We start from the raw sequence: 22,206 nt of genomic DNA, 5'->3' as shown, positions 1-22,206 counted from the left end.
CCTCAGTCTCGCGCCACGCTCAGCCGCCCGCCCGTGTCCGCGACGGCGAGCGCCCCGTCCCGGTCGGTCCGCAGCACCACGGCGCCCAGTGCGCGCAGCGCCGCCACGGTGCCGGGGGCGGGATGCCCGTACGGGTTGTCCTCCCCGCAGCTGATCAGCGCGACCCGCGGCGCCACCCGGCGTATCAGCTCCGGATCCTGGTACGCGGACCCGTGATGGGCCACCTTGAGGACGTCCACGCCGCCCAGCAGCCCACCCTGCGGGGACCTCAACAGGGCCTGCTGGGCCGGTGGTTCGAGATCTCCGAGCAGCAGCAGCCGCAAACCCGCCGAGCGGACGAGCATGGCCACGCTGGCGTCGTTCGGCCCGTCCTGCTCCGGTGCCGTGTCCGCCGGGGGCCACAGCACCTGCCAGGACAGCGCGCCGGTGCGCCGCTGCTCCCCGGCGACCGCACGGGTGACCGGGATGTGCCGCGCCGCCGCCTTCCCGCGCACGAACGCGACCTGGTCCGCGGGCTCCTCCAGGCCCGTCGTCTCGATCGCCCCGACGGAACGCCCCCGCAGCACACCGGGCAGTCCGGCCACGTGATCGGCGTGGAAGTGGGTGAGCACGACGAGCGGAATCCTCGTGATCCCCAGCTCACGCAGGCAGTGGTCGACGAGCTCGGGGTCCGGCCCGGCGTCCACGACCACCCCGCTGCCCGGTCCGGCCGCGAGCACCGTCGCATCGCCTTGACCCACGTCGCACACGGCGAACCGCCAGCCGGGCGGCGGCCAGCCGGTGATCACCCTGGTCAGCGGCGGCGGCTGCACGACCACCAGCACGAGCAGCGTCAGGCAGACCCCGCACAGCCAGGGATGCCTCAGCAGCCGTCGGCCGATCAGCAGGACGGCCACCGTGACCAGGGCGAGCAGCAGCGCCCCCGCCCAGCTGCCCGGCCAGTCCACTCCCCCGCCCGGCAACGCCGCCCCGGTCCGCGCGATCTCCGCGATCCACCCCGCCGGCCAACCGGCGCCCCACGCCAGCGCCTTGGCCACCGGCATCACCACCGGCGCCGTCGCCAGCGCCGCGAAGCCCAGTACCGTGGCCGGCGCCACCGCGACCTCCGCGAGCAGATTGCACGGCACCGCCACCAGGCTCACCCGCGCCGACAGCACGGCGACGACCGGCGCGCACAGCGCCTGCGCCGCGGCCGCCGCGGCGAGCCCCTCGGCCAGCCTTGGCGGAATCCGGTGCCGCCGCAGCGCCTCGCTCCACCGCGGGGCGAGGGTGAGCAGCGCGCCGGTGGCCAGTACCGAGAGCAGGAAGCCGTAACTGCGGGCCAGCCAGGGGTCGTAGAGCACCAGCAGCAGCACCGCCGTCGCCAGCGCCGGGATCAGGGATCTGCGGCGCCCGGTGGCCAGGGCCAGGAGCACCACCGCCCCGCAGGCCGCGGCTCGCAGCACGCTCGGATCCGGTCTGCACACGATCACGAACCCGAGCGTGAGGACCCCGCCGAGCACCGCGGTCGCCCGCAGCGGAATGCCCAGCCGGGGTGCGAGCCCCCGCCGCTCCACCAGTTGCGCCATGCCCGGCGGCCCGATGAGCAGGGCGAGGATGATCGTGAGGTTGCTCCCGGACACGGCGAGGGTGTGCGCCAGGTCCGTCTCCTTGAACGCCTCGTCCAGCTCCGGTGTGATGCGCGAGGTGTCCCCGACGACCAGGCCGGGCAGCAGCGCCCGCGCGTCCGCCGGCAACCCGTCGGTCGCCTCCCGCAGCCCGGCCCGCAACCGGCCCGCGAAGCGCTGCGCTCCCGAAGGTCCGCCCACCACTTCCGGCGCGGCCCTCCCCCGCACCCGCAGCACGCCCGCGACCCGGTCTCCGCCCAGCAGCGCCGGAGCCATCCGCGCCTCGACACGCACCCGCGTGGAGGGCAGCAACTCCAGCCAGGGCGACCGCGTCCGGTCTCCAGAGGCGGGCCCTACTCCGCCGGGCGCCCCCGCGGAGACGATCACCAGCACCGGCGTCCGCGTCACCACCGCCGCCCCGTCGCCCTCCCGCACCCGTCGCACCTCGCCCTCGACCAGGACGGAGGCCGGGGCGGCGTGATCCCCTCTGATCCGGGGCCGGGTCAGTCGTGGATCGGAGGTCACCTCGACCTCGGCGGTCACCATGGCGTAGCGCCGGGCCAGTTCGGGCACGGGCCCACGTCGTACATCGGCTCCATGCAGCCCGGCGGACACGGCGGCCGCGGCGACGCAGAGCAGCACGGCGGCGACCGAGATCCGCGGCCACGCCCCTTTCACCGCCGGTCCGGCGCGCGCCCTCCCCCGTCGCGCCCCCAGCAGAAGCACCGCCGCGCTCAGACAGCCGACGGCGACACCCGCGACCCACCCGGCGGTCGCGTCAAGCATCAGCGCAGCCGTAGCCCAGGCCGCGAGCGCGGGCGGCACGAGCCGTAGATCCGTCGGCCCTTCCTGCCGAGGATGAGCGGCCCCGAGACGCTTCCCGGAGGTGCTGTGGACGGCCGGACGCTCACCACGGCGGTCGCGCGGGGGCCCATCGTCCGGGCGCTCAGCACGGCGGTCGCGCGGAGGCACATCTGTCGTGCGGTCAGTCCTGCCATCACGCCGCCTGAGCTCCGCCGGACGGTCAGTGCGGCCATCACCCGGCCCAACCTCAGTCCGGCGGTTCATGGCCGTACGAGATTCCGTAGATCGGCGAACCGGCGGTCGCCGATGCCGTTGACTTCGCGCAGCTCGTCCACCGTGCGGAAACCGCCGTGCCGCGTGCGGTAGTCGACGATGTGCTGGGCCAGCACCGGGCCGACACCGGGCAGGGTGTCGAGCTGTTCCGCGGTCGCCGTGTTGAGGGAGACGGGAGCCACGGGAGCCCCGGGTGCCGCTCCCGCCGGGCCTCCCCCTGCCGCGCCGACCGGTCCGGGTGCCGGGGCGGCTGGACCCCCGACGACGACCTGCTCCCCGTCCACGAGGAAACGTGCCCGGTTGAGTCCCTGAAGGTCGGTGCCGGGCCGTACGCCGCCGGCGGCCCGCAGCGCGTCGGTGACCCGTGAGCCGGGTGGCAGGCGATGGATGCCGGGCCTGCGGACCTTGCCGCTGACGTCCACGACGATCTCGGCCCCGCCCCCGGCCGTTCCCACCGGGCCCGACGCCCCGCCCGAAACCCCCGGCCCGGGCTCCCCACTCGTCTTCTCCGCGCCGAACGGCACCGCCGCCCGCACCACTTCGGGCGCTCGCACGGACTGTGTCCGCCCGGCCCAGAAGTGCTGCACGGCAAGGACGGCGGCGACGACGAGCAGCACCGAGAGCGCCACGACACTGCGCCGCTCCAGCCCGCACCTGGTCTGCATCCACAGCGGCATCCGCTCCCGGACGGCCAGCCCGGCGCGCGCCCGCCAAGCGTCCCCGCCCCGCCGAGGCTCCGCTTCCCCGACCGCGCCCTCCGCCGACACGAGGTCCTGCATGTCCGGTACCGACCCGAGGTCTTGCACTCCCGCTACCGAGGCAAGGTCCTCCCCCTCCCGCACCGAGACGCCGAGATCCCGCTCGTCGGCCTCTTCCATGGGCGCAGCCGGCGGCGGCCCCGCCCCCGACTCCCGGCCGTCAGGCGCCCGTTCCGGGAACAACAGCTGCGCACGCCGCCGGAGTTCCACCGACGCGTGCCGACGCCCGGCCCGGCCCCGTACCGGCGCCCGGCGGTGCCGGACCCGGCCGTCGGAGGCGGGGGCGCGCCCCGGTCCACTGGTCGCTGTCGCTGTGCGTGTACGTGATCGAGATGCCATGCGACGAGGATGGGACATCCACCGCCCTCGCGATGATCTTGCTCAATTCCCGTGGACAACCGCCCGGTTGTGGATATCTCCACCACCCACACGAGTGAGTGAGCCGCCCCCCTCACACCGCTCCCTCACACCGCCCCCTCACCGCTGCGAGATCACAACCCCCAGCAGACCGGGTCCGGTGTGAGCCCCGATCACCGCTCCGACTTCGCTCACGTGCAGGTCGCCCACCGAGGGCACCCTCGCCCGCAGCCGGTCCGCCAGGGCCGACGCCCGCTCGGGGGCGGCGAGATGGTGGACGGCGATGTCGACCTCCGCGCTGCCGGCCCGGTCAGCGGCGATCTCCTCGAGGCGGGCGATCGCCCTCGACGCCGTCCGGACCTTCTCCAGCAGTTCGATACGGCCGCCGTCCAGCTGCAGCAGGGGCTTGACGGCGAGAGCGGAACCCAGCAGTGCCTGCGCGGCGCCGATCCGGCCGCCGCGGCGCAGATAGTCGAGGGTGTCGACGTAGAAGTAGGCGGACGTGCCCGACGCCCGTTTCTCGGCGGCGGTGACGGCCTCGTCCACCGTGCCGCCGGCCTCCGCCACCTCCGCCGCGGCGAGCGCACAGAACCCGAGGGCCATCGCGACCGTCCCGGTGTCCACCACCCGCACCGGCACGGGCGCCTCGCGCGCCGCGAGGACCGCCGCGTCGTAGGTGCCCGACAGTTCGGCGGAGAGGTGCAGGGAGACGATGCCGCAGGCGCCGGACTCGGCGACCCTGCGGTACGTGTCGGCGAAGAGCCGGGGGCTGGGCCGCGAGGTGGTGACGGGGCGTCGCTTCTGCAGGGCCTGAGCCAGGGAACGGGTCGAGATCTCGGTGCCCTCGTCCAGGGCCTGGTCGCCGAGGACCACCGTCAGGGGGACCGCTGTGATGCCGTGGCGCTCCATCGTCCGGGGCGGCAGGTAGGCCGTTGAATCGGTGACGATCGCGACATGGCGGGACATGAGCTGGAGGTTACCTGGCGTAGCGGTCGGAGGGCAGCCCGGCCCCTCTCACCTGGTCTGTCCTTGACCGGATCAAGTGGTGCTCTCGGGACGGGGTTTCTTCTGCCACGGGTAGGTGGGGCGCTGCGCGGGCGGGTCGATGGCGGCCCGCGTGGGCTCCTCGGCCGGGTCGGACCGGGGCGTCTCCGGCCAGGTCTGCCCGGCGGCCCCGCCTTCGGCCGCGGGGGCTTCGGGCCACGGCGGCGCGGCGGCGGACGGCTCGTCCTTCGTCCAGTGCCGCAGGGCGCCGGCCTCGACGTCTATCTGCGCGCTGAGCGAGTCCAGGTCGTCGGCGGCGAAGCGGCGGGCCCGGTCGCGGGCCGCCCAGCGCAGGGAGTCGGACGACTGCGTGATGCGCTCCGTGCGTGCGCGCAGATCGGGCAGCCGCTGGGCGAGCGTGGCGCGGTCGGGTTCGGACTCCAGCCGCTTGAGCTCGCCGTCCAGTTCGTGGCCGTGTGCGCTCAGTCGCTGGAAGAGCTGCAGGGACTCCTTGAGGGATTCGTCCTCGGGCGCGCCCGCGTCCAGCGCGGCCTGCGTGGCCCGCATGGAGGTGCGCAGCCTCAGGCGCAGCTGGGCGACGTCGCTCACCGGGCCCGGCACGTACGTCTTGGCCCGCAGCGTGTGGTCCTCGACCGTGCGCCGGGCCTGGTCGATGGTGCGGTCCACACCGCGCTTGGCGGCGCCGACCGCCTTCACCGCGGCGTAGGTGCCCAGCGCCAGGAAGAGGACGAAGAGCAGGACGAAGACCGCGATCACTGCTTCCACCGTGCTCCTCCTCCGGCCCGCGCGGCCTGTTCCGCGTCTTCTTTCACCGTAAACGAGACGGGCAGGCCCGGAGTTCCAGAAGAACCCCGAACCTGCCCGTAGAAGACCCTGATCCGGCCCGTAGGGGACGACCCGGAGACGAAGCCGCTTGCAGCGCGAACCGCTCCACCTCGCCGCTTACGCGGGAACGCTCGCGGCCCGCTCCACCTCCCCGCTTACGCAGGAACGATATTGACCAGCTTCGGCGCCCGCACGATCACCTTGCGGATGCCCGCCCCCTCCAGCGCCGCGACGACCTTCTCGTCGGCCAGGGCGATCTTCTCCAGCTCCTCCTCGGAGATGGACGGCGGCACCTCCAGGCGCGCCTTCACCTTGCCCTTGATCTGCACCACGCAGGTCACGGCCTCGTCCACGACGTACCGCGGGTCGGCGACCGGGAAGTCCCGGTGGACGACGGAGTCGGTGTGGCCCAGCCTGCGCCACAGCTCCTCGGCGATGTGCGGGGCCAGCGGGGCGACCAGCAGCACCAGCGGCTCGGCGACCGAACGCGGCACCGCCCCGCCCGCCTTGGTCAGGTGGTTGTTCAGCTCGGTGACCTTGGCGATCGCGGTGTTGAACCGCATGCCCTCCAGGTCACCGCGCACGCCGTCGATCGCCTTGTGCAGGGCGCGCAGCGTCTCCTCGTCGGGCTCGGCGTCGGTGACGGTGACCTCGCCGGTCGCCTCGTCGACGATGTTGCGCCACAGCCGCTGCAGCAGCCGGAACTGGCCGACCACCGCGCGCGTGTCCCAGGGCCGGGAGACGTCCAGCGGGCCCATCGCCATCTCGTACAGGCGCAGCGTGTCGGCGCCGTACTCGGCGCAGATCTCGTCCGGGGTGACCGCGTTCTTCAGGGACTTGCCCATCTTGCCCAGCAGCCGGGAGACCTTCTCGCCCTGGTAGTAGTAGGCGCCGTCGCGCTCCTCCACCTCGGCGGCCGGCACGGCGATGCCACGGGCGTCGCGGTAGACGTAGGCCTGGATCATGCCCTGGTTGAACAGCTTGTGGAACGGCTCCGCGGAGGAGACGTGCCCCAGGTCGTACAGCACCTTGGACCAGAAGCGGGCGTACAGCAGGTGCAGTACGGCGTGCTCGGCACCGCCGACGTACAGGTCGACACCGCCGTGCGGCTGGCCCTCGCGCGGGCCCATCCAGTACTGCTCGATCTCCGGGTCGACCAGCTGGTGCTCGTTGTGCGGGTCCAGGTAGCGCAGCTCGTACCAGCAGGAACCGGCCCAGTTGGGCATGGTGTTGGTCTCGCGCCGGTACTTCTTCGGCCCGTCGCCCAGGTCCAGGGTGACGTTGACCCAGTCCTCGTTGCGCGACAGCGGGGTCTCGGGCTGGGTGTCGGCGTCGTCCGGGTCGAAGGTGCGCGGGCTGTAGTCCTCGACCTCGGGCAGCTCCAGCGGCAGCATCGACTCGGGCAGGGCGTGGGCGATGCCGTCCTCGTCGTAGACGATGGGGAAGGGCTCGCCCCAGTAGCGCTGCCGGCTGAACAGCCAGTCGCGCAGGCGGAAGTTGACGGTCCCCTCGCCGATGCCCCGGCGCTCCAGCCACTCGGTGACGCGTGCCTTGGCGTCGACCACGCCCAGGCCGTCCAGGGAGACGCCCTCGCCCAAGGAGTTGACGATCTTCGCGTCGTACGACACGAAGGCCTCGTCCCAGGTCGAGGTGTCCGTGCCGCGGCCGTCGGTCGGCTCGACGACGCACTTGATGGGCAACTCGAAGGCGCGCGCGAACTCGAAGTCACGCGTGTCGTGCGCCGGGACGGCCATGATCGCGCCGGTGCCGTAGCCCATCAGGACGTAGTCGGCGATGAAGACGGGGATCTGCTCGCCGTTGACCGGGTTGGTGGCGTACGAGCCGATGAAGACGCCGGTCTTGTCCTTGGCCTCGGCCTGCCGCTCGACGTCGGACTTCGAGGCGGCCTGCGCGCGGTAGGCGGCGACGGCCTCGCCCGGGGTGGCGTGGCCGCCGGTCCACACCTCGTGGGTGCCCTCGGGCCAGGCGGCCGGGGTGAACTTCTCGACCAGCGGGTGCTCGGGCGCCAGCACCATGTAGGTCGCGCCGAACAGGGTGTCGGGGCGGGTGGTGAAGACGGTGACGTGCTCGCCGTCGATCGGGAAGTCGACGCGGGCGCCCTCGCTGCGGCCGATCCAGTTGCGCTGCTGCAGCTTGATGGCCTCGGGCCAGTCCAGCGCCTCCAGGTCGTCCAGCAGCCGGTCGGCGTAGGCGGTGATGCGCATGTTCCACTGGCGCAGCTTGGCCTTGAAGACCGGGAAGTTGCCGCGCTCGGAACGGCCGTCGGCGGTGACCTCTTCGTTGGCCAGCACGGTGCCCAGGCCGGGGCACCAGTTGACGGGCGCGTCGGAGGCGTAGGCCAGCCGGAACTCACCGAGGACGTCGGCCTGCTCGACGGCGCTCAGCTCGTGCCACGCGCGCGTGTGGCCGGGTACGCCCCGGTCACCGCTCTCGAACTGGGCGATCAGCTCGGAGATCGGGCGCGCCTTGTTCGCCTCGTCGTCGTACCAGGAGTTGAAGATCTGCAGGAAGATCCACTGGGTCCACTTGTAGTAGTCCGGGTCGATCGTGGCGAACGAGCGGCGCTTGTCGTGGCCCAGGCCCAGCCGGCGCAGCTGCGCCTTCATGTTCTCGATGTTGGCTTCGGTGGAGACACGCGGGTGCGTGCCGGTCTGCACCGCGTACTGCTCGGCGGGCAGGCCGAAGGCGTCGAAGCCCAGGGTGTGCAGGACGTTGTGCCCGGTCATGCGCTGGAAGCGCGCGAAGACGTCGGTGGCGATGTACCCCAGGGGGTGGCCGACGTGCAGGCCCGCGCCGGAGGGGTAGGGGAACATGTCCATGATGAACTTCTTGGGCCGGGCGACGATCTCGGGATCGCCCGCCAGGTCACCCTTGGGGTTCGGCGCCGCGTACGTGCCGTCGGCGTCCCAGAAGTCCTGCCAGCGTGCCTCGATCTCGGCTGCCATGGCGGCCGTGTAGCGGTGCGGCGCGGCATCCACCGGCGTACCAGTGGCGGCAGCGGGGTTCGTCTCGCTCATGATCCTTAAGCTCCATCGATCGTCTCTGCCAGCGGCTTCGTCGTTCCGGAAACGAAAAATCCCCTCGCACAGGAGGGGACGCCGCGCCGACTCCGACCAGGCGGTTCGCCGGTGGTCGGGACTGATCAGCGCGGCTCGCTAAGCAGAAGGCGTACGGCACGCATGGCGTTAGGGTACCGCAGCGCTTGAGCAGGATGCGACGCGCTTGCGTATGCATCCTTGGCACCGGGCCACCCCTCCCGGCGACAACTGAATCAAGGACGCAGCTTACTTCGCGTAACACCCACTACCCGGACATCGCAACAATCCCGTGCTCCTCTGATAACAACGCAATAACTCAAACCTCGTACCGATCGGTATGGCGCCACTTAAAGTTCGGCAGCGGGACCGCTTTCCCGAAACTGCTCGGAGTTGCCCCCATGAACCCTCGTCGTAGTAACACTTCGCTCCCCAGGCCGGGCCGGTCGGCCTACGGGGTGGCGACGGCTGTCGTCCTGCTGCTCATACCCGTCGTCGTGCTGCTCGGAGGCGGCTGGCTGCAGCAGTTCCTTAACTTCGGTGCGGGCGTCCTGTCGCTCGTCTGCCTCACCTGCTCGTGCATCTGGGGACTGGTCGCCCAGGACCGGCTGCTGCTCAACATCCGCCAGCGGATCGTGGCGCAGGCCATCCACCGGGTGACGGCGGTGGGGTCGATCGCCTTCCTGGTCGTGCACATCGGGATCAAGCTCGCGCTGGACCACGCCGACTGGATCGCGGCCCTGATCCCCTTCGGCTGGGTGCTGACGGGCAGCGGCGGCGCCAACCCGGGCAGCGCGACCCTCATCGGCATGGGCTCCCTGGCCGCGTACCTCATGATCTTCGTCGGCATCACCGGCGCACTGCGCAACCAGTTCGCCTCCCCGGCGCCCGTCGCGGCCCGCTGGCGCGCGATGCACATGCTGGCCTACCCGGCGCTGTGCTTCGCGGTGATCCACGGCCTGTTCGCGGGGCGCCCGGCGAAGCCGTTCTTCATGATCTCCTACGAGCTGTGCCTGGTCGGGATCATCGCGGCGCTGGGCCTGCGGGCCGCCCCGCGTCCGGTCAAGCGCAAGATCGCCGACCGTCTCGCCGTACTGCTGGGAAATGACCCGATGGCGGCCCGCGACGAGCTCGAGGCCAGCCGCGCCCGCCTCTCCGAGACCTCCTCCCTGCCGGGCTACGAGTCCGCCCGGGCACCGAAGCCGTCCCCCGCGCAGCCGGCGACGGCCCCGGGGGCCGCGTTCTACGACACCGCCGCCTCCCGCGCCATGACGCCGGAGCCCTCGAACGGCTTCGCGGCCGCCTATCGCGCGGTCACGCCCCAGCAGCCCCTGCAGCAGCCCTTCGGGATCGACCAGACCGCGCGCATGGACCTGCCCATGGAAATGCAGGCCACCGCGGCCGTCCCGCAGGTCGACGGCAGCACCTCGGGCAGCTGGCCGGTCCCCTCGCCCCCGCCGGTCGGCGAGGCTCCCCCGTCGGCGTACGACCCCATGCAGGACACCGGCTACAACAACATCCCGACCTACGGCAGCACGGGCACCGCCGCGTACCGGAACAGTGATGTGTACGACACCGGTGAGACGAACACCGGCTACGGCGCGTACAACCAGAACGACACGTACAACAGCGGTCCCGCCAATCAAGCAAGGCCCGGTGAGTCCTTCGACGCATCGGGCTCGGGCGAACCTTGGAACACGCCTTCCGGAGGCTATAGGTGAACGAGGCCCTGCCCGACGTCCCAGAAGTCCGCGTGGTCGGTCTTCCTCAGCTCACGTCGGGCTTCGACCTTGTGGAACGACTCGACCTGTCCATGCACCTGAAGGTGCACGGACCGCTCGAGCCCCTCGGTGGCGAGCAACTGGCCAAACTCTCCGAGGACATCAATCTGAAGGGCCGCGGCGGCGCGGGCTTCCCCTTCCACAAGAAGCTGCGCTCGGTCGCCGAGGCGGCGATCAAGCGCGGTGTACGGCCGGTCGTGGTCGTCAACGGCAGTGAGGACGAACCGGCCTGCCGCAAGGACACGGTGCTGATCAACCGTGCCCCGCACCTGATCCTGGACGGCGCACTGCTGTGCGCCGAGGCCCTGGGTGCCCGCACGCTCGTGGTGGGGGTCACCCGTGAGTCGACGCAGCGCTCCATGGAGGCGGCCCTCGCCGAACGCGGCCTGAGCAACGGACGCCGCTCGGCCCTGAAGGCCTTCGTCCAGCGCAACCCGGTCCGCATGGTCACCGGCGCCGCGGCCTCCCTGATCCGCTCCGTCGACGGCGGCCCGGCGATCCCGCCCGGCCGCAAGGTCAGCGCCTCGCAGAACGGCGTCGGCGGAGCACCCACGCTGCTGTCGAACGCCGAGACCTTCGCCCAGCTGGCGATCGCCGCCCGCATCGGGCCGGAGCGCTACGGCAACACCGGCCTGTACGACGAGCCGGGCACCGTCATGCTCACCGTCTCCGGCGCGGTCGCCCGCCCCATGGTGATCGAGGTCCCCACGGGCGTGCCGCTCCGCTACGTCCTGCAGCTCGCCGGCGCCCCGCAGGTCCCGCAGGGCGTGCTGACCGGCGGCTACCACGGCAAGTGGATCGACGCGGCGACCGTCAACGAGGCGATCATCTCCCGCAACTCCCTGGACGCGGTGGGTGGTGCGCTGGGCGCCGGCGCGATCCTGCCGATCAGTCAGGAGACCTGCCCGCTGGGCGAGTCGCTGCGCGTGGCGCAGTGGCTGGCCGAGGAGAGCGCCGGCCAGTGCGGCCCCTGCTACCTCGGCCTGCCCGCCGCGGCGCGCGGCATGGAGGACATCATCAACGGCGGCGGCCCGGCCGCCCTGGAGGCCCTCAAGCAGGTCGCCAAGAACGTCAAGCGCCGTGGCGCGTGCTCGCACCCGGACGGCTCGGCGATGTTCCTGGAGTCGACCATCAAGGCGTTCACCGACGACCTCGCCGCACACGTCCTCGGAAACGGCTGCGGACGGCCCGTGGAGGGCGTTCTGCCGCTCTTCGAGGGGGGCAGGGCCCCTACGGGCCTCCCAGGCGGCGCGGAGGCGTCCGAGCAGACCGGAGCCAGCCGGCAGAAGATCTACGTCGACTGGACGCTGTGCCGCGGCCACGGCCTGTGCGCGGACATCCTCCCGGAGGTCTTCGAACTCGGTGCCGACGGCTTCCCGACCGTCGCCCAGGCCCAGGTGCCGCGCTACGCGGAGGCCAAGGCGCTGCGCGCGGTGCGCCGCTGCCCGGCGCTGGCCCTGCGCATCGAGGAGGAGTCTCCCCGGGACCGCGCCCCGGCCCGGAACCTGCCGGTGCTCTCCCAGGGCCGTGGACGGCGCGCACTGGGCCGCTGAGGCACACGTCACGAAGGGCCGCCCGGACCGGGCGGCCCTTCGGCGTTCCGAACTGCCCCGGCCCGGGCGGGATTCACGGGAAAACGAAAGATCCCGCCGGATCGATACGATCCGGCGGGATCTTGCTGTGGAGCTAAGGAGAATTGAACTCCTGACCTCCTGCATGCCATGCAGGCGCTCTACCAACTGAGCTATAGCCCCTTGCTGTGTCGCCCCGGTTTCCCTGGCGGCGACGCCAACATTACACGGTCGACCGGGTGGAACACCAAATCGTTTCCCGCGGCCCGCGCGCGACGGACCTCAGGCCGTCACGAACGAGTAGAACCGCTTGAGAGTGCAGTGCTCCTCCAGGAGGCGGCCGTAGATCGGTTCGCCCTCCAGCTCGCGGTACGTCTCGATCGGGTCGCCTTTTATGATCAGCGCCCGCGCGCATTCCTCGCACCAGTACTGGTAGTCGGGGTTGACCGGTTCCATGTCGCGGACGATCGGCGTACCGCTGCCGCACCAGTCGCACTTTCGCCTGTGTGCACCCATCGATCAGCTCCAGCTGTGGCCGCAGGCCGTGCACACGTAGGAGATCCCGCCGTTGTCGCCGAGAACCTGGGCGACATGGACGGAACCGCAGGAAGGGCAGCGCAGGCGGGTGACCGTGTCCCGTGTCGACGCCGCTTCGAGGAGGTGGCCGACCTCCTCGAGGATGCTCGCAGGCATCACTGCTCCCTCCCGTCGGGCCGCGCCCCCTTCCGGCCGTTTGATTCTGCCACGGCCGGGCCGATACGGTCAGCGACGCCTCAGTACCAGTCCGGACACGGCACCCACCGCGGCCGTCCCGGCCAGCGCGAACATGCACGCCAGAAGCGCCTTCGCAGAGGTATACGCCTCCGGGGCCCCAAGTGACTCAAGCCGGTTCAGGAACAGTGTGCCGAACGCGGCGACTCCGGTCAGCTGTCCGAGCTGTGCGACCGTGGCGAGCAGTCCGCTGGCATCGGCCGCGTCCTCGGGGCGTACGGCGGCCAGGGCCCCGGTGAGGGTCGGGCTGAAGCCGAGCGCGAGTCCCGCTCCGACGCCCGCGTAGGCGACGTACAGCCATGCTCCGCCGTCGCCGCCGCCCTTCAGGACCAGACCGACGCCGGCCACGGCCAGCGCCGCGAGCACGAACCCGGCGGGGCTCAGGTACCGCTGCCAGGACGCCGGCCAGCGCCGCCAGGTCAGCCCGACCAGGCCGAAGACGACCGCCGTGGGCGCGAAGGCGAGACCGGCGCGCAGGGCGCTGTAGCCGAGGCCGCCCTGGATGTGCAGGGTGAGCGCGAACAGGAAGCCGCCGTTGACGGCCATGACCGCCAGGATGCGGAACACGGCCAGGCCCATGCCGGGCAGCCGCAGGACGCGCGGGGCGATGAGCGGGGCGCCGCCGCGGCGGGCGAGCCCGGACTCGTAGGCGCAGAACAGGGCGAACAGGAGCACCGAGGCGGCCAGCGACGCCCACGACCACAGCGGCCAGTCCTCCTCCTGCCCGAGCACCAGCGGCACCGTGAGCAACGACACGGCCGCGCCGAGCAGGAGCAGCCCGGGCAGGTCGAGGCCGCGGGTCCGGTCGCGCTCCGCCGCGTCCCGGGCGGGCAGCACGCGGCTGCCGAGGACCAGAAGGGCGAGGCCCACCGGCACGTTCACCAGGAACACCGGCCGCCAGCCGGTGCCGAACAGGTCGGCGTCGACGAGGACTCCGCTGACCACCTGTCCGGCCGCGGCGCCGACCGCGATGACCGCCGAGTAGGCGCCGAGCGCCCTGGCCCGGGCCTCACCGGTGAAGTTGCGCTGAATGAGGCTGAGCACCTGCGGGATCATCACGGCCGAGCCGGCGCCCTGCACCAGCCGAAAGAAGATGAGTTGGCCTGCGCCCTGGGCCAGCCCGCAGGCCAGCGAGGCCGTGGTGAACAGCGCGAGCCCGGCGAGGTGGACGCGGCCGTGCCCGAACCGGTCACCGAGGCGGGCGCCGGTGATCAGCAGCACCGAGTAGGTGATGGTGTAGCCGGCGATCACGAGCTGCAGATCGGCGCCGGAGGCATGGAGTTCGGTGCCGATGGTCGGGGCCGCGACGTTCACGATGAACACGTCGAGGACGGCCATGAACTGGGCGGCGAGGACTAGCGCCAGCAGCGGCCCGGGCCGGTTGTCAGTGGCGGGTGCTTCACTTTTCGCAGGACCTGGAACGGGCGTGAAACCCGGCCCGGTCTCGGATGTGGTCGTCATGCCGTCGAGCCTGACGACGCTCCGGTACGGGTGCCGAGAGCCCGCCGATGCTGGTACCGACAGCACCTGGCACCGGACAACTCCGGCATCGAGGATGGTCGTACGACGGTGACGTGACGCGGGGGACGTGACGATGACGACGACACAGCGACGGCGGCCCGAACTGGCCGCGTTCCTGCGGGGCAGGCGGGCCCGGGTGACACCGGCGGACGTGGGCATGCCGCCGGGTTTCCGGCGCCGCACACCGGGGTTGCGGCGCGAGGAGGTCGCCCAGCTCTCGGGCGTCGGCGTGACCTGGTACACATGGCTGGAGCAGGGCCGCCCGATCAACGCCTCGGCGCAGGTCCTGGACGCCGTGGCGCGCACCCTGCGGCTCGATCCGCCGGAGCGGGAGCATCTGTACCGCCTGGCGGAGGTGCCCTTCGAGCCGGACCCGGAGCGGATGACCCAGACCGTCGGCCCCGAGGTGCAGGGCATCGTCGACGCCCTCGATCCGATGCCCGCGGTGGTCTACAACTCGCGGTACGACGTCCTCGCCACCAACGCGGCGTACCGCGACCTGTTCACGGTGCCGCAGGCGCGCGGCCTCGCGGTTCCCAACGTGCTGTGGACGCTGTTCACGGTGTCCGAGGAGACCTGCCCGCTGGTGCACCGGGAGCGGGAACTGCCGGTGATGGTGGCCACACTGCGGTCCCACTACGGCAGACATGTGGGCGAGCCGGCCTGGGAGGGTTTCGTGCGCCGACTGTCGGCGGCCAGCCCGTACTTCGCCGAGCTGTGGGCGAGTGGCGAGGTGATACAGCCGGGCCGCCGGGTCAAGACGTTCCGTCACGAGGCCGTGGGCGAGGTGCGGCTGAACTCGCAGTCCCTGTCGGTCGACGGCATGCCGGAGTGCCGCATCGTGGTCTACACGCCGGAGGACGACATGAGCCGGGCGAGGATCGCGCTGCTGCGGCAGCACAGGGAGCCGCTGTGGCCGCCCACGGAGGAGGGAGTGCACGAGATCATCCGGATGTGGCAAACGGAAAATCCCGCCTCCTGAGGGAGACGGGATCCTCGTCCACCGATCTTTGACAACTCCACAGAGTGCCGATCGGCTTCACCGATATGTGGAGCTAAGGAGAATTGAACTCCTGACCTCCTGCATGCCATGCAGGCGCTCTACCAACTGAGCTATAGCCCCTCGCTCTTCCCCGCTGGGCGGGGCGAACAAGAAGAACTTTAGCCTGCGACCTGCCGGAAAGTGAAATCCGCTCAGTCGTCGTCGCCCAGCACCGGCTCCGGGAGCGTGCCGGCGTTGTGCTCCAGCAGGCGCCAGCCGCGGGCGCCCTCGCCGAGGACGGACCAGCAGCAGTTGGAGAGGCCGCCGAGGCTCTCCCAGTGGTGGGTCTCCAGGCCGAGGAGACGGCCGATGGTGGTGCGGATCGTGCCGCCGTGGCTGACCACGACGAGCGTCCCCTCGTCGGGCAGCTTCTCGGCGTGCCGCAGCACGACCGGGGCGGCGCGCTCGGCCACCTCGGCCTCCAGCTCGCCACCACCGCGCCGCACCGCCTCGCCGCGCTTCCAGGCGGCGTACTCCTCGCCGTGCCGCTCGATGATCTCCTCGTGCGTCAGCCCCTGCCAGACGCCCGCGTAGGTCTCGCGCAGCCCCTCGTCGAGGGTGACCTCCAGGCCGGTGAGCCCGGCCAGCTCGGCGGCCGTGTTCGCGGCGCGCTGGAGGTCGGAGGCGACGATCGCGTCGGGCTTGAGGGAGACGAGCAGCCGGGCGGCGCGGCGGGCCTGGGCCACGCCGGTCTCGGTGAGCGGGACGTCCGTGGTGCCCTGGAAGCGGCGCTCCACGTTCCAGGAGGTCTGGCCGTGGCGCCACAGGATGATGCGGCGGCCCCGGCCGGGCCGGCCCGCGGTGACCTCGCCGGTGGCGGTCATCACCACTCACCGCCCAGGTCGGCGGCCTCCTCGGCGGCCTGCACCTTGGCGTGCTCCGCAGCCTTGCCGCGGGTGGCCTTGGCGTCGGCGGGCAGCTCCAGCTCGGGGCAGTCCTTCCACAGCCGCTCGAGGGCGTAGAAGACGCGCTCCTCGCTGTGCTGGACGTGGACGACGATGTCGACGTAGTCGAGCAGGACCCAGCGGGCCTCGCGGTCGCCCTCGCGGCGCACCGGCTTGGCGCCGAGCTCCTTCTGCAGCCGCTCCTCGATCTCGTCGACGATCGACTTGACCTGACGGTCGTTGGGGGCGGAGGCCAGCAGGAAGGCGTCCGTGATCGACAGCACGTCGCTGACGTCGTAGGCGATGATGTCGTGCGCGAGCTTGTCGGCGGCCGCCTGGGCGGCGGTGTGGATGAGCTCGAGAGATCGGTCAGTGGCGGTCACTACATGGCTTTCCGTCGGCGGTCACTTGGCACCAAGGATCTCACGGACAGCCGGGAGCACCCCACGTGATTAAGGGATCACCTGGGGCGTTCGCCCGTGCCACCTGCCGTTTCCTGCGAGTTCCTACGAAGAGGACGGCTTGTAGTCCTGGCCGAGGGTCACCGAGACGTCCGCGTTCGAGGCGGTCTTGCCCTTGACGACGGAGCTGGTGGGCAGGCCCAGGGTCTTGGCGACCTCGGTGGCGTTCTGTTTGTCGGCGGCGTCCGTGTAGACGACCTTGGAGCTGGCCGTGGGGGTGGCGGTGCCGCCGCCGAGGAAGGTGAAACCGCCGTTGAGGAGGACCACGCGGGCCTTCTCGGTGTCGTCCTTCACGCCGCTGGCGTTCTCGACGTAGACGCGGACGGCGGAGCCCTGGTCGGGGCTCTTGGCGGTGCCGCCGAGGACGTCCTTGACCACACTGGCGGCGGCCTGCGCACTGAGCGTGCCGTCGCCCTGGACGGGCAGCAGGGCGGTCTTGTAGTCGCCGCCCTTGGCGAGGTCGGCGAGCTTGGCGAGGAAGGTGCCGAGGTCCTTGTCGGTGAGGGACGGGTCGAGGATCTGGGCCAGCGTCTGCACGGTGGTGGTCGCCGCCGTGGGGTCGGAGGACATCTTGCGCAGGACGCCCTGCATGACCTGGCCGAACCGCTCCAGCTGGGCGTTCTGGGCCTCGCCGGAGGCGCGGTAGGTGGCGTAGGCGACGGCCATCTTGCCGCTGAGGGTCTGGTCCGAGCCCTTGTGGACGAGAGGGGCGGTGCCCTTCTTCTTGGCGTCCGGGTCGGGCACGTCCGCGTTGGTGTCGATCTCGATGTTGCCGACCAGGTCGACGAGGTTCTGCAGGTAGGGGGTGTCCAGCCGCCAGGTGCCCTCGATGTTGGTGCCGAGGACGGTGTCGAGGGCGTCGCGGGTGCCGGAGGAGCCGTCCTCGTCGACCGACTTGGCGAGGGTGGTCGAGGTGCCGTCCTCGTCGGTGACCGCCAGGGAGTTGGGCAGCAGGACGGTGGTGCCCTGTTTGGTGGTGGTGTTGTCGACGAGCAGCGCCGTGGCGGTGCCGCCCTTCTTGGTGTTGTGCAGGTGGACGACGATCACGTCGCGGTTCTGGGCGCCCGCGGCCGTCGCCGTGCCGGTCTTGGAGTGCGAGGTGGACAGGCCGGGCAGCTTCCCGGCGTACCAGAGGTAGCCGACGCCGCCGACCGCGACCAGGGCCAGGACGACCACGAGGGCGATGAGCCGGCTGCGGGCGCGGCGCTTGGCCTCCTCGCGGCGCTCGGTGCGGTTCTCGGTGAAGTTCAGCCAGTCGATGACGTCTTCGGGGTCGCCGTCGGCTTCTTCGACGAAGGCGAACTGCTCGGTGTGGTAGTCGCGTTCGGGCCGGGAGGGGGGCGCTGTGTCCTCGGTCGGCGTGGCCGGGCCGGCCTGCTGCGGGATGTACGCGGTCTGTTCGGCGACCCGCGGCTGCTGACCACTGGCCGCGGTCTGCCCGTAGGGGTCGTACGGCTGGGCCGGCGCCCCGCCCTGGGGTCCGCCGGCGGCGTAGGGGTCGTAGGAGGGCACGGCCTGCTGCCGGCCGGTGCCGTACGGGTCGTACGGCGGCGCCGGCTGCCGGACGCCGGTCGCGTACGGGTCGTAGCCGTAGCCCTGCTGCTGCGCGTACGGGTCGTACTGCTGCTGGGGTGCCTGCTGCGGGGCGACCTGCCGGTACACGGGCCGGCCGTACTCGTCGTAGCCGACGAGTTCGTACTGGTCGCCCTGGTCGCCGCCGTGGCCCGCGTCGTATCGGTCGTTCACCGGTAGCCCCTCTCGGCTCACTCGCCGCGGTACAGCTCGCGCTTGTGGATATAGCGCACGACTCCGTCCGGCACCATGTACCAGATGGGGTCTCCCTTGGCGACTCTCGCACGGCAGTCCGTGGAGGAGATGGCCAGTGCGGGAACCTCCACCAGCGAGACGCCGCCCTCGGGCAGGCCGTGGTCGGTCAGATGGTGGCCGGGGCGGGTGCAGCCGATGAAGTGCGCGAGGGAGAACAGTTCCTCCGAGTCGCGCCAGGTGAGGATCTGACCCAGGGCGTCGGCGCCGGTGATGAAGAAGAGGTCGGTGTCCGGGTTGAGCGCGCGCAGGTCGCGCAGGGTGTCCACGGTGTAGGTGGGGCCGCCGCGGTCGATGTCGATGCGGCTCACCGAGAACTGCGGGTTCTCGGCGGTCGCGATGACCGTCATCAGGTAGCGGTCCTCGGCCGGGGAGACAGTGCGGTGGGTCTTCTGCCACGGCTGGCCGGTGGGTACGAACACCACCTCGTCCAGGTGGAACTGCGCGGCGACCTCGCTGGCCGCCACGAGGTGCCCGTGGTGGATCGGGTCGAACGTTCCGCCCATGACGCCGAGGCGGCGCTTGCCGGGGTTCGACGGGCCGTTCACCGGGCGGGTCTCGGTGCCGCTCGCCCGGCGGGCCGTGGTGCCGCTCGCGATGTCCATCGCCGGACCGGTAGGCATGTCCTGCTCTCCCATGCGTGCAGACCCTACCGGCCCGGCCTGAGCACTCCGTTCGACGGATGCCCGGGTTGTCCCGGTACCGGGCGATGCGTGGTTCAGCGGTCGCGGTTGAAGCGGGTGGTGATCCACAGCAGGAGCAGCAGGACGGCGAGGGCGCCGCCACCGGTGAGCGCGGGGTTGAGGCTCTCGTGGTTGCCGCCCTCGGCTTCGGCGAGGGTGACCAGGTGGGCAGCGGTGGTGTGGAGGCTCATCTTCGGCAGGACCTATCGTCGGGGTCCCCCCGCTCGAGAGGAGTCGAGAGTGGGGGAGGGCGGGATAAGACGTCGGCCCATGGTAAGCGGGGGCCGTGTCGGCGATCACGCCGACTCCGCCGTCGGGGAACCCTGGGCGGCCCTCAGTCGTCTTTCCGCTTGTAGCCCCGCAGCAGGAACCACCCGGCGAACGCGCAGCCCAGGATCATCACCACCAGCACGACCCGGAGCAGGTAGCCCGATCCCTGGTGCTGGGGGGCGCTGGCGGCCGCGGCGAACCAGGCGGCTGCTGGGATGTGCTCCATGGTGCGGGACTCTCCTTCGGTGTGGTGCCCGTCCACGGTAACTCCGCCTAGGCTGGGCCTTGCTTCGGGGGCGCAAAGGGCCACACAAGGGTCCGCAAAGGGCCACTCACACGCACATGGGGGAAGACATGTCCGACGACGGCCACGAGCACAACGGGCACGAGCACGTACCGAGCAGGCAGCGCCGGCGCTTCCCGGGGATCTCCTCGCGTGCGTACGAGCACCCGGCCGACCGCAGCGCGCTCGTGGCGCTGCGCAAGCTGAGCGGGTTCGACACGGTCTTCAAGGCGCTCAGCGGCCTGCTGCCCGAGCGCAGCCTGCGGCTGCTGTTCCTCTCGGACTCGGTACGGGTGTCCGACGAGCAATTCGCCCACCTCAACGACATGCTGCGGGACGCCTGTTACATCCTGGACCTGGAGAAGGTCCCGCCGATGTACGTCAACCAGGACCCGCAGCCGAACGCCATGTGCATCGGCCTGGACGAGCCGATCATCGTCGTCACCACCGGGCTCGTCGAGCTGCTCGACGAGGAGGAGATGCGGGCGGTCGTTGGCCACGAGGTGGGCCACGCGCTGTCCGGGCACGCGGTGTACCGCACGATCCTGCTGTTCCTGACGAACCTGGCGATCCGGGTCGCCTGGATCCCGCTGGGCACGCTCGCGATCATGGCGATCGTGACGGCGCTGCGCGAGTGGTTCCGCAAGTCGGAGCTGTCGGCCGACCGGGCGGGGCTGCTGGTCGGGCAGGACCTGCGGGCGTCGATGCGCGGCCTGATGAAGATCGCGGGCGGCAACCACCTGCACGAGATGAACGTGGACGCGTTCCTGAAGCAGGCCGAGGAGTACGAGTCGGGCGGCGACCTGCGCGACTCGGTGCTGAAGATCCTGAACCTGCTGCCGCGCTCCCACCCGTTCACCACCATCCGGGCGGCGGAGCTGAAGAAGTGGTCCGAGACCCGGGACTACCAGCGGATCATGGACGGCCACTACCCGCGGCGCGACGAGGACAAGGACACCTCGGTCTCGGACTCGTTCCGGGAGTCGGCGGCCAGCTACGCCGGCAATGTGAAGAGCTCCAAGGATCCGCTGATGAAGCTCGTCAGCGACATCGCCGGCGGGGCCGGTGGCCTCGGCGGCCGGGTGCGGCGCGGCTTCGACGGCTTCACGAGCTCGGCACCGGGCGAGGAGCGGCCGCCGCAGGACGAGCCGCCCACGGACGCTCCGCCGCGCACCGAGGACTGATCGACGCCGGGCGTTCGATGCCCCGGGGGCGCGGGGGCTGCGTGGGATGTGCAACCGCCGCGTCGGCGGGGCGAGCCCCCACCGGGCCGTAGTCGAGAACCCGCCCCGCGCCCCGTCACACCTTCGGCTGCGCCCCGGTGGCCAGCGTCCCGCACAGTGCCGTGGTGCCGCCCGTCGCGTACGGGTCGGTGCCCGCGGGGCCGCCCGACCTGGCCGTCTGGCCGGCCAGCAGCGGGTGGAAGTGGTTGGTGGAGTCCTCGGCGCAGGACAGCGGGCCGGCCTGGACGTAGGAGACGACGAGCTGTGCCTGGTGCAGGCGCAGGTCGTCGCGGTCGAAGCGGAAGTGCAGCTCGCGCCGGACGGTGAACAGGGAGGCCGGGGCCTTCGCGGCGGAGCCGGTCGGCTTCAGTGCGTACACGAAGGTGTGGTCCGCGCTGACCTCCAGGGTGGCGGAGTCGGTCTCGGTGGCCTCCATCGAGCCCTGGACGCGGATCCTGCGGTCCGCGAGCTCGGCACGGGTCTGGTCGAAGCGAACCAGCCAACCGGTGGGCTGGTGGCGGCCGTCGGCGGTCGGGCGGGCGAAACTCTGGTCGAACTGGTCGAGTTGGGCGCTGTCGAGCATGACGCGCACGGCGCGCACGTCCTGACTGCCGATCACCTCGGGGTAGAGCGAGGAGCGGACGATGTAGTCCTTGGCCGTGGTCAGGGCGGCGACCACCTGGCTGTCGGAGAAGTGCGCGGTGCGCCGGGCGGCGGGCAGGGGGATGCCCTCGGCGCCGATGCGGAACTGCGCGGCGGGGCTGTGCGCGTACAGGAACTCGGCGTCGGCCGTCCCGGGCACCTTGCCCTGTGGGGTGAGCGGGATGACGGTCATCCGCAGGGGTTCGACGGGCCGGCGGGCGACGGAGGTCTGGTAGGGGTGGCGTACGCCCATGTAGATCGCGGTGCCGAAGGCGACGGCGATCAGCACGACCAGGATCAGTGCCTGCCGGGACAGGCCCCGGTGCAAGGGCGGGCGGCGGCGCACTGCGGGGGCGTGGTCGGCCATGCGCTCGTGCGCCGAGTACTCCTGGAGGCGGGCAGCGCGGACGAACGACTCGTCGAAGACGACGGATCGATACTCGTCCTCTCCACCTCCGGGGCCGCCCTCGGGTGTCCCCTCAGGTGGGTCTCCAGGCCCGCCCATACATTCAGGGTAGGTCTCCGGACGCCCCGATAAACGCCCTGGTACACGACAAGTTCTGAC

At 71.5% G+C, this 22,206-nt stretch carries 19 protein-coding genes and 2 tRNA genes; 4 read left to right on the top strand and 17 right to left on the bottom strand.

The genetic code is table 11. The annotated features are described in order from the left end of the window. Nucleotides 1-2: 2 nt before the first annotated feature. From ACIGDI_RS02260 to leuS, 5 genes are all read right to left on the bottom strand, one after another. Nucleotides 3-2,393 carry a ComEC/Rec2 family competence protein gene (locus tag ACIGDI_RS02260; protein ID WP_399889250.1) on the bottom strand — a complete coding sequence of 797 codons (2,391 nt, stop codon included), beginning with the start codon at nt 2,391-2,393 and terminating at the stop codon, nt 3-5. Between the two features lie 278 nt (nt 2,394-2,671). Beyond that, entirely contained in the window at nt 2,672-3,799 is a 1,128-nt protein-coding gene (locus ACIGDI_RS02255) for a helix-hairpin-helix domain-containing protein (RefSeq protein ID WP_399889247.1), read from the bottom strand. A 120-nt stretch (nt 3,800-3,919) separates the two neighbouring features. After that, on the bottom strand, nt 3,920-4,765 hold the full coding sequence (locus ACIGDI_RS02250) for a DegV family protein (protein WP_200700824.1): 846 nt from the start codon (nt 4,763-4,765) through the stop codon (nt 3,920-3,922). A 72-nt stretch (nt 4,766-4,837) separates the two neighbouring features. Beyond that, a complete protein-coding gene (locus ACIGDI_RS02245) occupies nt 4,838-5,569 on the bottom strand; it encodes a hypothetical protein (protein WP_399889244.1) in 732 nt (243 codons plus the stop codon). 215 nt (nt 5,570-5,784) lie between these two features. Next, nucleotides 5,785-8,667, bottom strand: coding sequence for a leucine--tRNA ligase (leuS, locus tag ACIGDI_RS02240; protein WP_399889241.1), 2,883 nt, complete (start codon nt 8,665-8,667; stop codon nt 5,785-5,787). Nucleotides 8,668-9,086: 419 nt separating this feature from the next. Here leuS and ACIGDI_RS02235 point away from each other — a divergent pair, with 419 nt between their 5' ends. Continuing rightward, entirely contained in the window at nt 9,087-10,406 is a 1,320-nt protein-coding gene (locus ACIGDI_RS02235; RefSeq protein ID WP_399889238.1) for a ferric reductase-like transmembrane domain-containing protein, read from the top strand. After that, nucleotides 10,403-12,019, top strand: coding sequence for an NADH-quinone oxidoreductase subunit NuoF family protein (locus ACIGDI_RS02230; protein ID WP_200700828.1), 1,617 nt, complete (start codon nt 10,403-10,405; stop codon nt 12,017-12,019). Before ACIGDI_RS02235 ends, ACIGDI_RS02230 begins: the two co-directional genes overlap by 4 nt. A 128-nt stretch (nt 12,020-12,147) precedes the next feature. On the opposite strand, the gene ACIGDI_RS02225 is transcribed toward ACIGDI_RS02230, so the two are convergent. From ACIGDI_RS02225 to ACIGDI_RS02210, 4 genes are all read right to left on the bottom strand, one after another. Further along, nucleotides 12,148-12,220 (bottom strand) — tRNA-Ala (locus tag ACIGDI_RS02225). A gap of 99 nt (nt 12,221-12,319) precedes the next feature. Then, nucleotides 12,320-12,553 carry a hypothetical protein gene (locus tag ACIGDI_RS02220; protein WP_003976229.1) on the bottom strand — a complete coding sequence of 78 codons (234 nt, stop codon included), beginning with the start codon at nt 12,551-12,553 and terminating at the stop codon, nt 12,320-12,322. Nucleotides 12,554-12,556: 3 nt separating this feature from the next. Continuing rightward, a complete protein-coding gene (locus tag ACIGDI_RS02215) occupies nt 12,557-12,730 on the bottom strand; it encodes a hypothetical protein (protein ID WP_200700829.1) in 174 nt (57 codons plus the stop codon). A 69-nt stretch (nt 12,731-12,799) separates the two neighbouring features. Further along, the gene (locus ACIGDI_RS02210; protein WP_399889234.1) at nt 12,800-14,269 is read right to left on the bottom strand and encodes an MFS transporter; all 1,470 of its coding nucleotides are present in this window, start codon (nt 14,267-14,269) and stop codon (nt 12,800-12,802) included. A gap of 133 nt (nt 14,270-14,402) precedes the next feature. Here ACIGDI_RS02210 and ACIGDI_RS02205 point away from each other — a divergent pair, with 133 nt between their 5' ends. Further along, entirely contained in the window at nt 14,403-15,311 is a 909-nt protein-coding gene (locus ACIGDI_RS02205; protein WP_399889231.1) for a helix-turn-helix transcriptional regulator, read from the top strand. Between the two features lie 68 nt (nt 15,312-15,379). Here ACIGDI_RS02205 and ACIGDI_RS02200 read toward each other — a convergent pair. From ACIGDI_RS02200 to ACIGDI_RS02170, 7 genes are all read right to left on the bottom strand, one after another. Continuing rightward, a tRNA-Ala gene (locus tag ACIGDI_RS02200) sits at nt 15,380-15,452 on the bottom strand. Nucleotides 15,453-15,523: 71 nt separating this feature from the next. Next, nucleotides 15,524-16,195, bottom strand: a complete 672-nt coding sequence (locus tag ACIGDI_RS02195; RefSeq protein ID WP_399889228.1) for a histidine phosphatase family protein — start codon at nt 16,193-16,195, stop codon at nt 15,524-15,526. Continuing rightward, nucleotides 16,195-16,638: a ribosome silencing factor gene (gene rsfS / locus ACIGDI_RS02190; protein WP_200700833.1), complete on the bottom strand. Its 444-nt coding sequence runs from the start codon at nt 16,636-16,638 to the stop codon at nt 16,195-16,197. The genes ACIGDI_RS02195 and rsfS overlap by 1 nt, the downstream gene beginning before the upstream one ends. A 123-nt stretch (nt 16,639-16,761) precedes the next feature. After that, entirely contained in the window at nt 16,762-18,462 is a 1,701-nt protein-coding gene (locus tag ACIGDI_RS02185; protein ID WP_399889225.1) for an LCP family protein, read from the bottom strand. Nucleotides 18,463-18,479: 17 nt separating this feature from the next. Next, a complete protein-coding gene (gene nadD / locus ACIGDI_RS02180) occupies nt 18,480-19,178 on the bottom strand; it encodes a nicotinate-nucleotide adenylyltransferase (RefSeq protein WP_399889222.1) in 699 nt (232 codons plus the stop codon). Nucleotides 19,179-19,258: 80 nt separating this feature from the next. Then, nucleotides 19,259-19,414 (bottom strand): hypothetical protein, encoded by a 156-nt coding sequence (locus tag ACIGDI_RS02175; RefSeq protein WP_200700836.1) that lies wholly within the window; start codon nt 19,412-19,414, stop codon nt 19,259-19,261. A 143-nt stretch (nt 19,415-19,557) separates the two neighbouring features. Next, nucleotides 19,558-19,719, bottom strand: a complete 162-nt coding sequence (locus tag ACIGDI_RS02170) for a hypothetical protein (RefSeq protein ID WP_200700837.1) — start codon at nt 19,717-19,719, stop codon at nt 19,558-19,560. A gap of 128 nt (nt 19,720-19,847) precedes the next feature. Between ACIGDI_RS02170 and ACIGDI_RS02165 the strand changes: the two genes are divergently transcribed. Continuing rightward, on the top strand, nt 19,848-20,960 hold the full coding sequence (locus tag ACIGDI_RS02165) for a M48 family metallopeptidase (protein ID WP_399889219.1): 1,113 nt from the start codon (nt 19,848-19,850) through the stop codon (nt 20,958-20,960). 115 nt (nt 20,961-21,075) lie between these two features. Here ACIGDI_RS02165 and ACIGDI_RS02160 read toward each other — a convergent pair whose 3' ends face one another. Further along, nucleotides 21,076-22,146, bottom strand: coding sequence for a hypothetical protein (locus ACIGDI_RS02160; RefSeq protein ID WP_399889216.1), 1,071 nt, complete (start codon nt 22,144-22,146; stop codon nt 21,076-21,078). Nucleotides 22,147-22,206: the final 60 nt, after the last annotated feature.

It is taken from the genome of Streptomyces sp. NPDC085900 (genome assembly GCF_044540925.1).
Taxonomy (GTDB): Bacteria; Actinomycetota; Actinomycetes; order Streptomycetales; family Streptomycetaceae; genus Streptomyces; species Streptomyces gilvifuscus.
The sequence above is the reverse complement of the archived record's forward strand: the minus strand, read 5'-3'. Positions and strand labels throughout refer to the sequence as shown.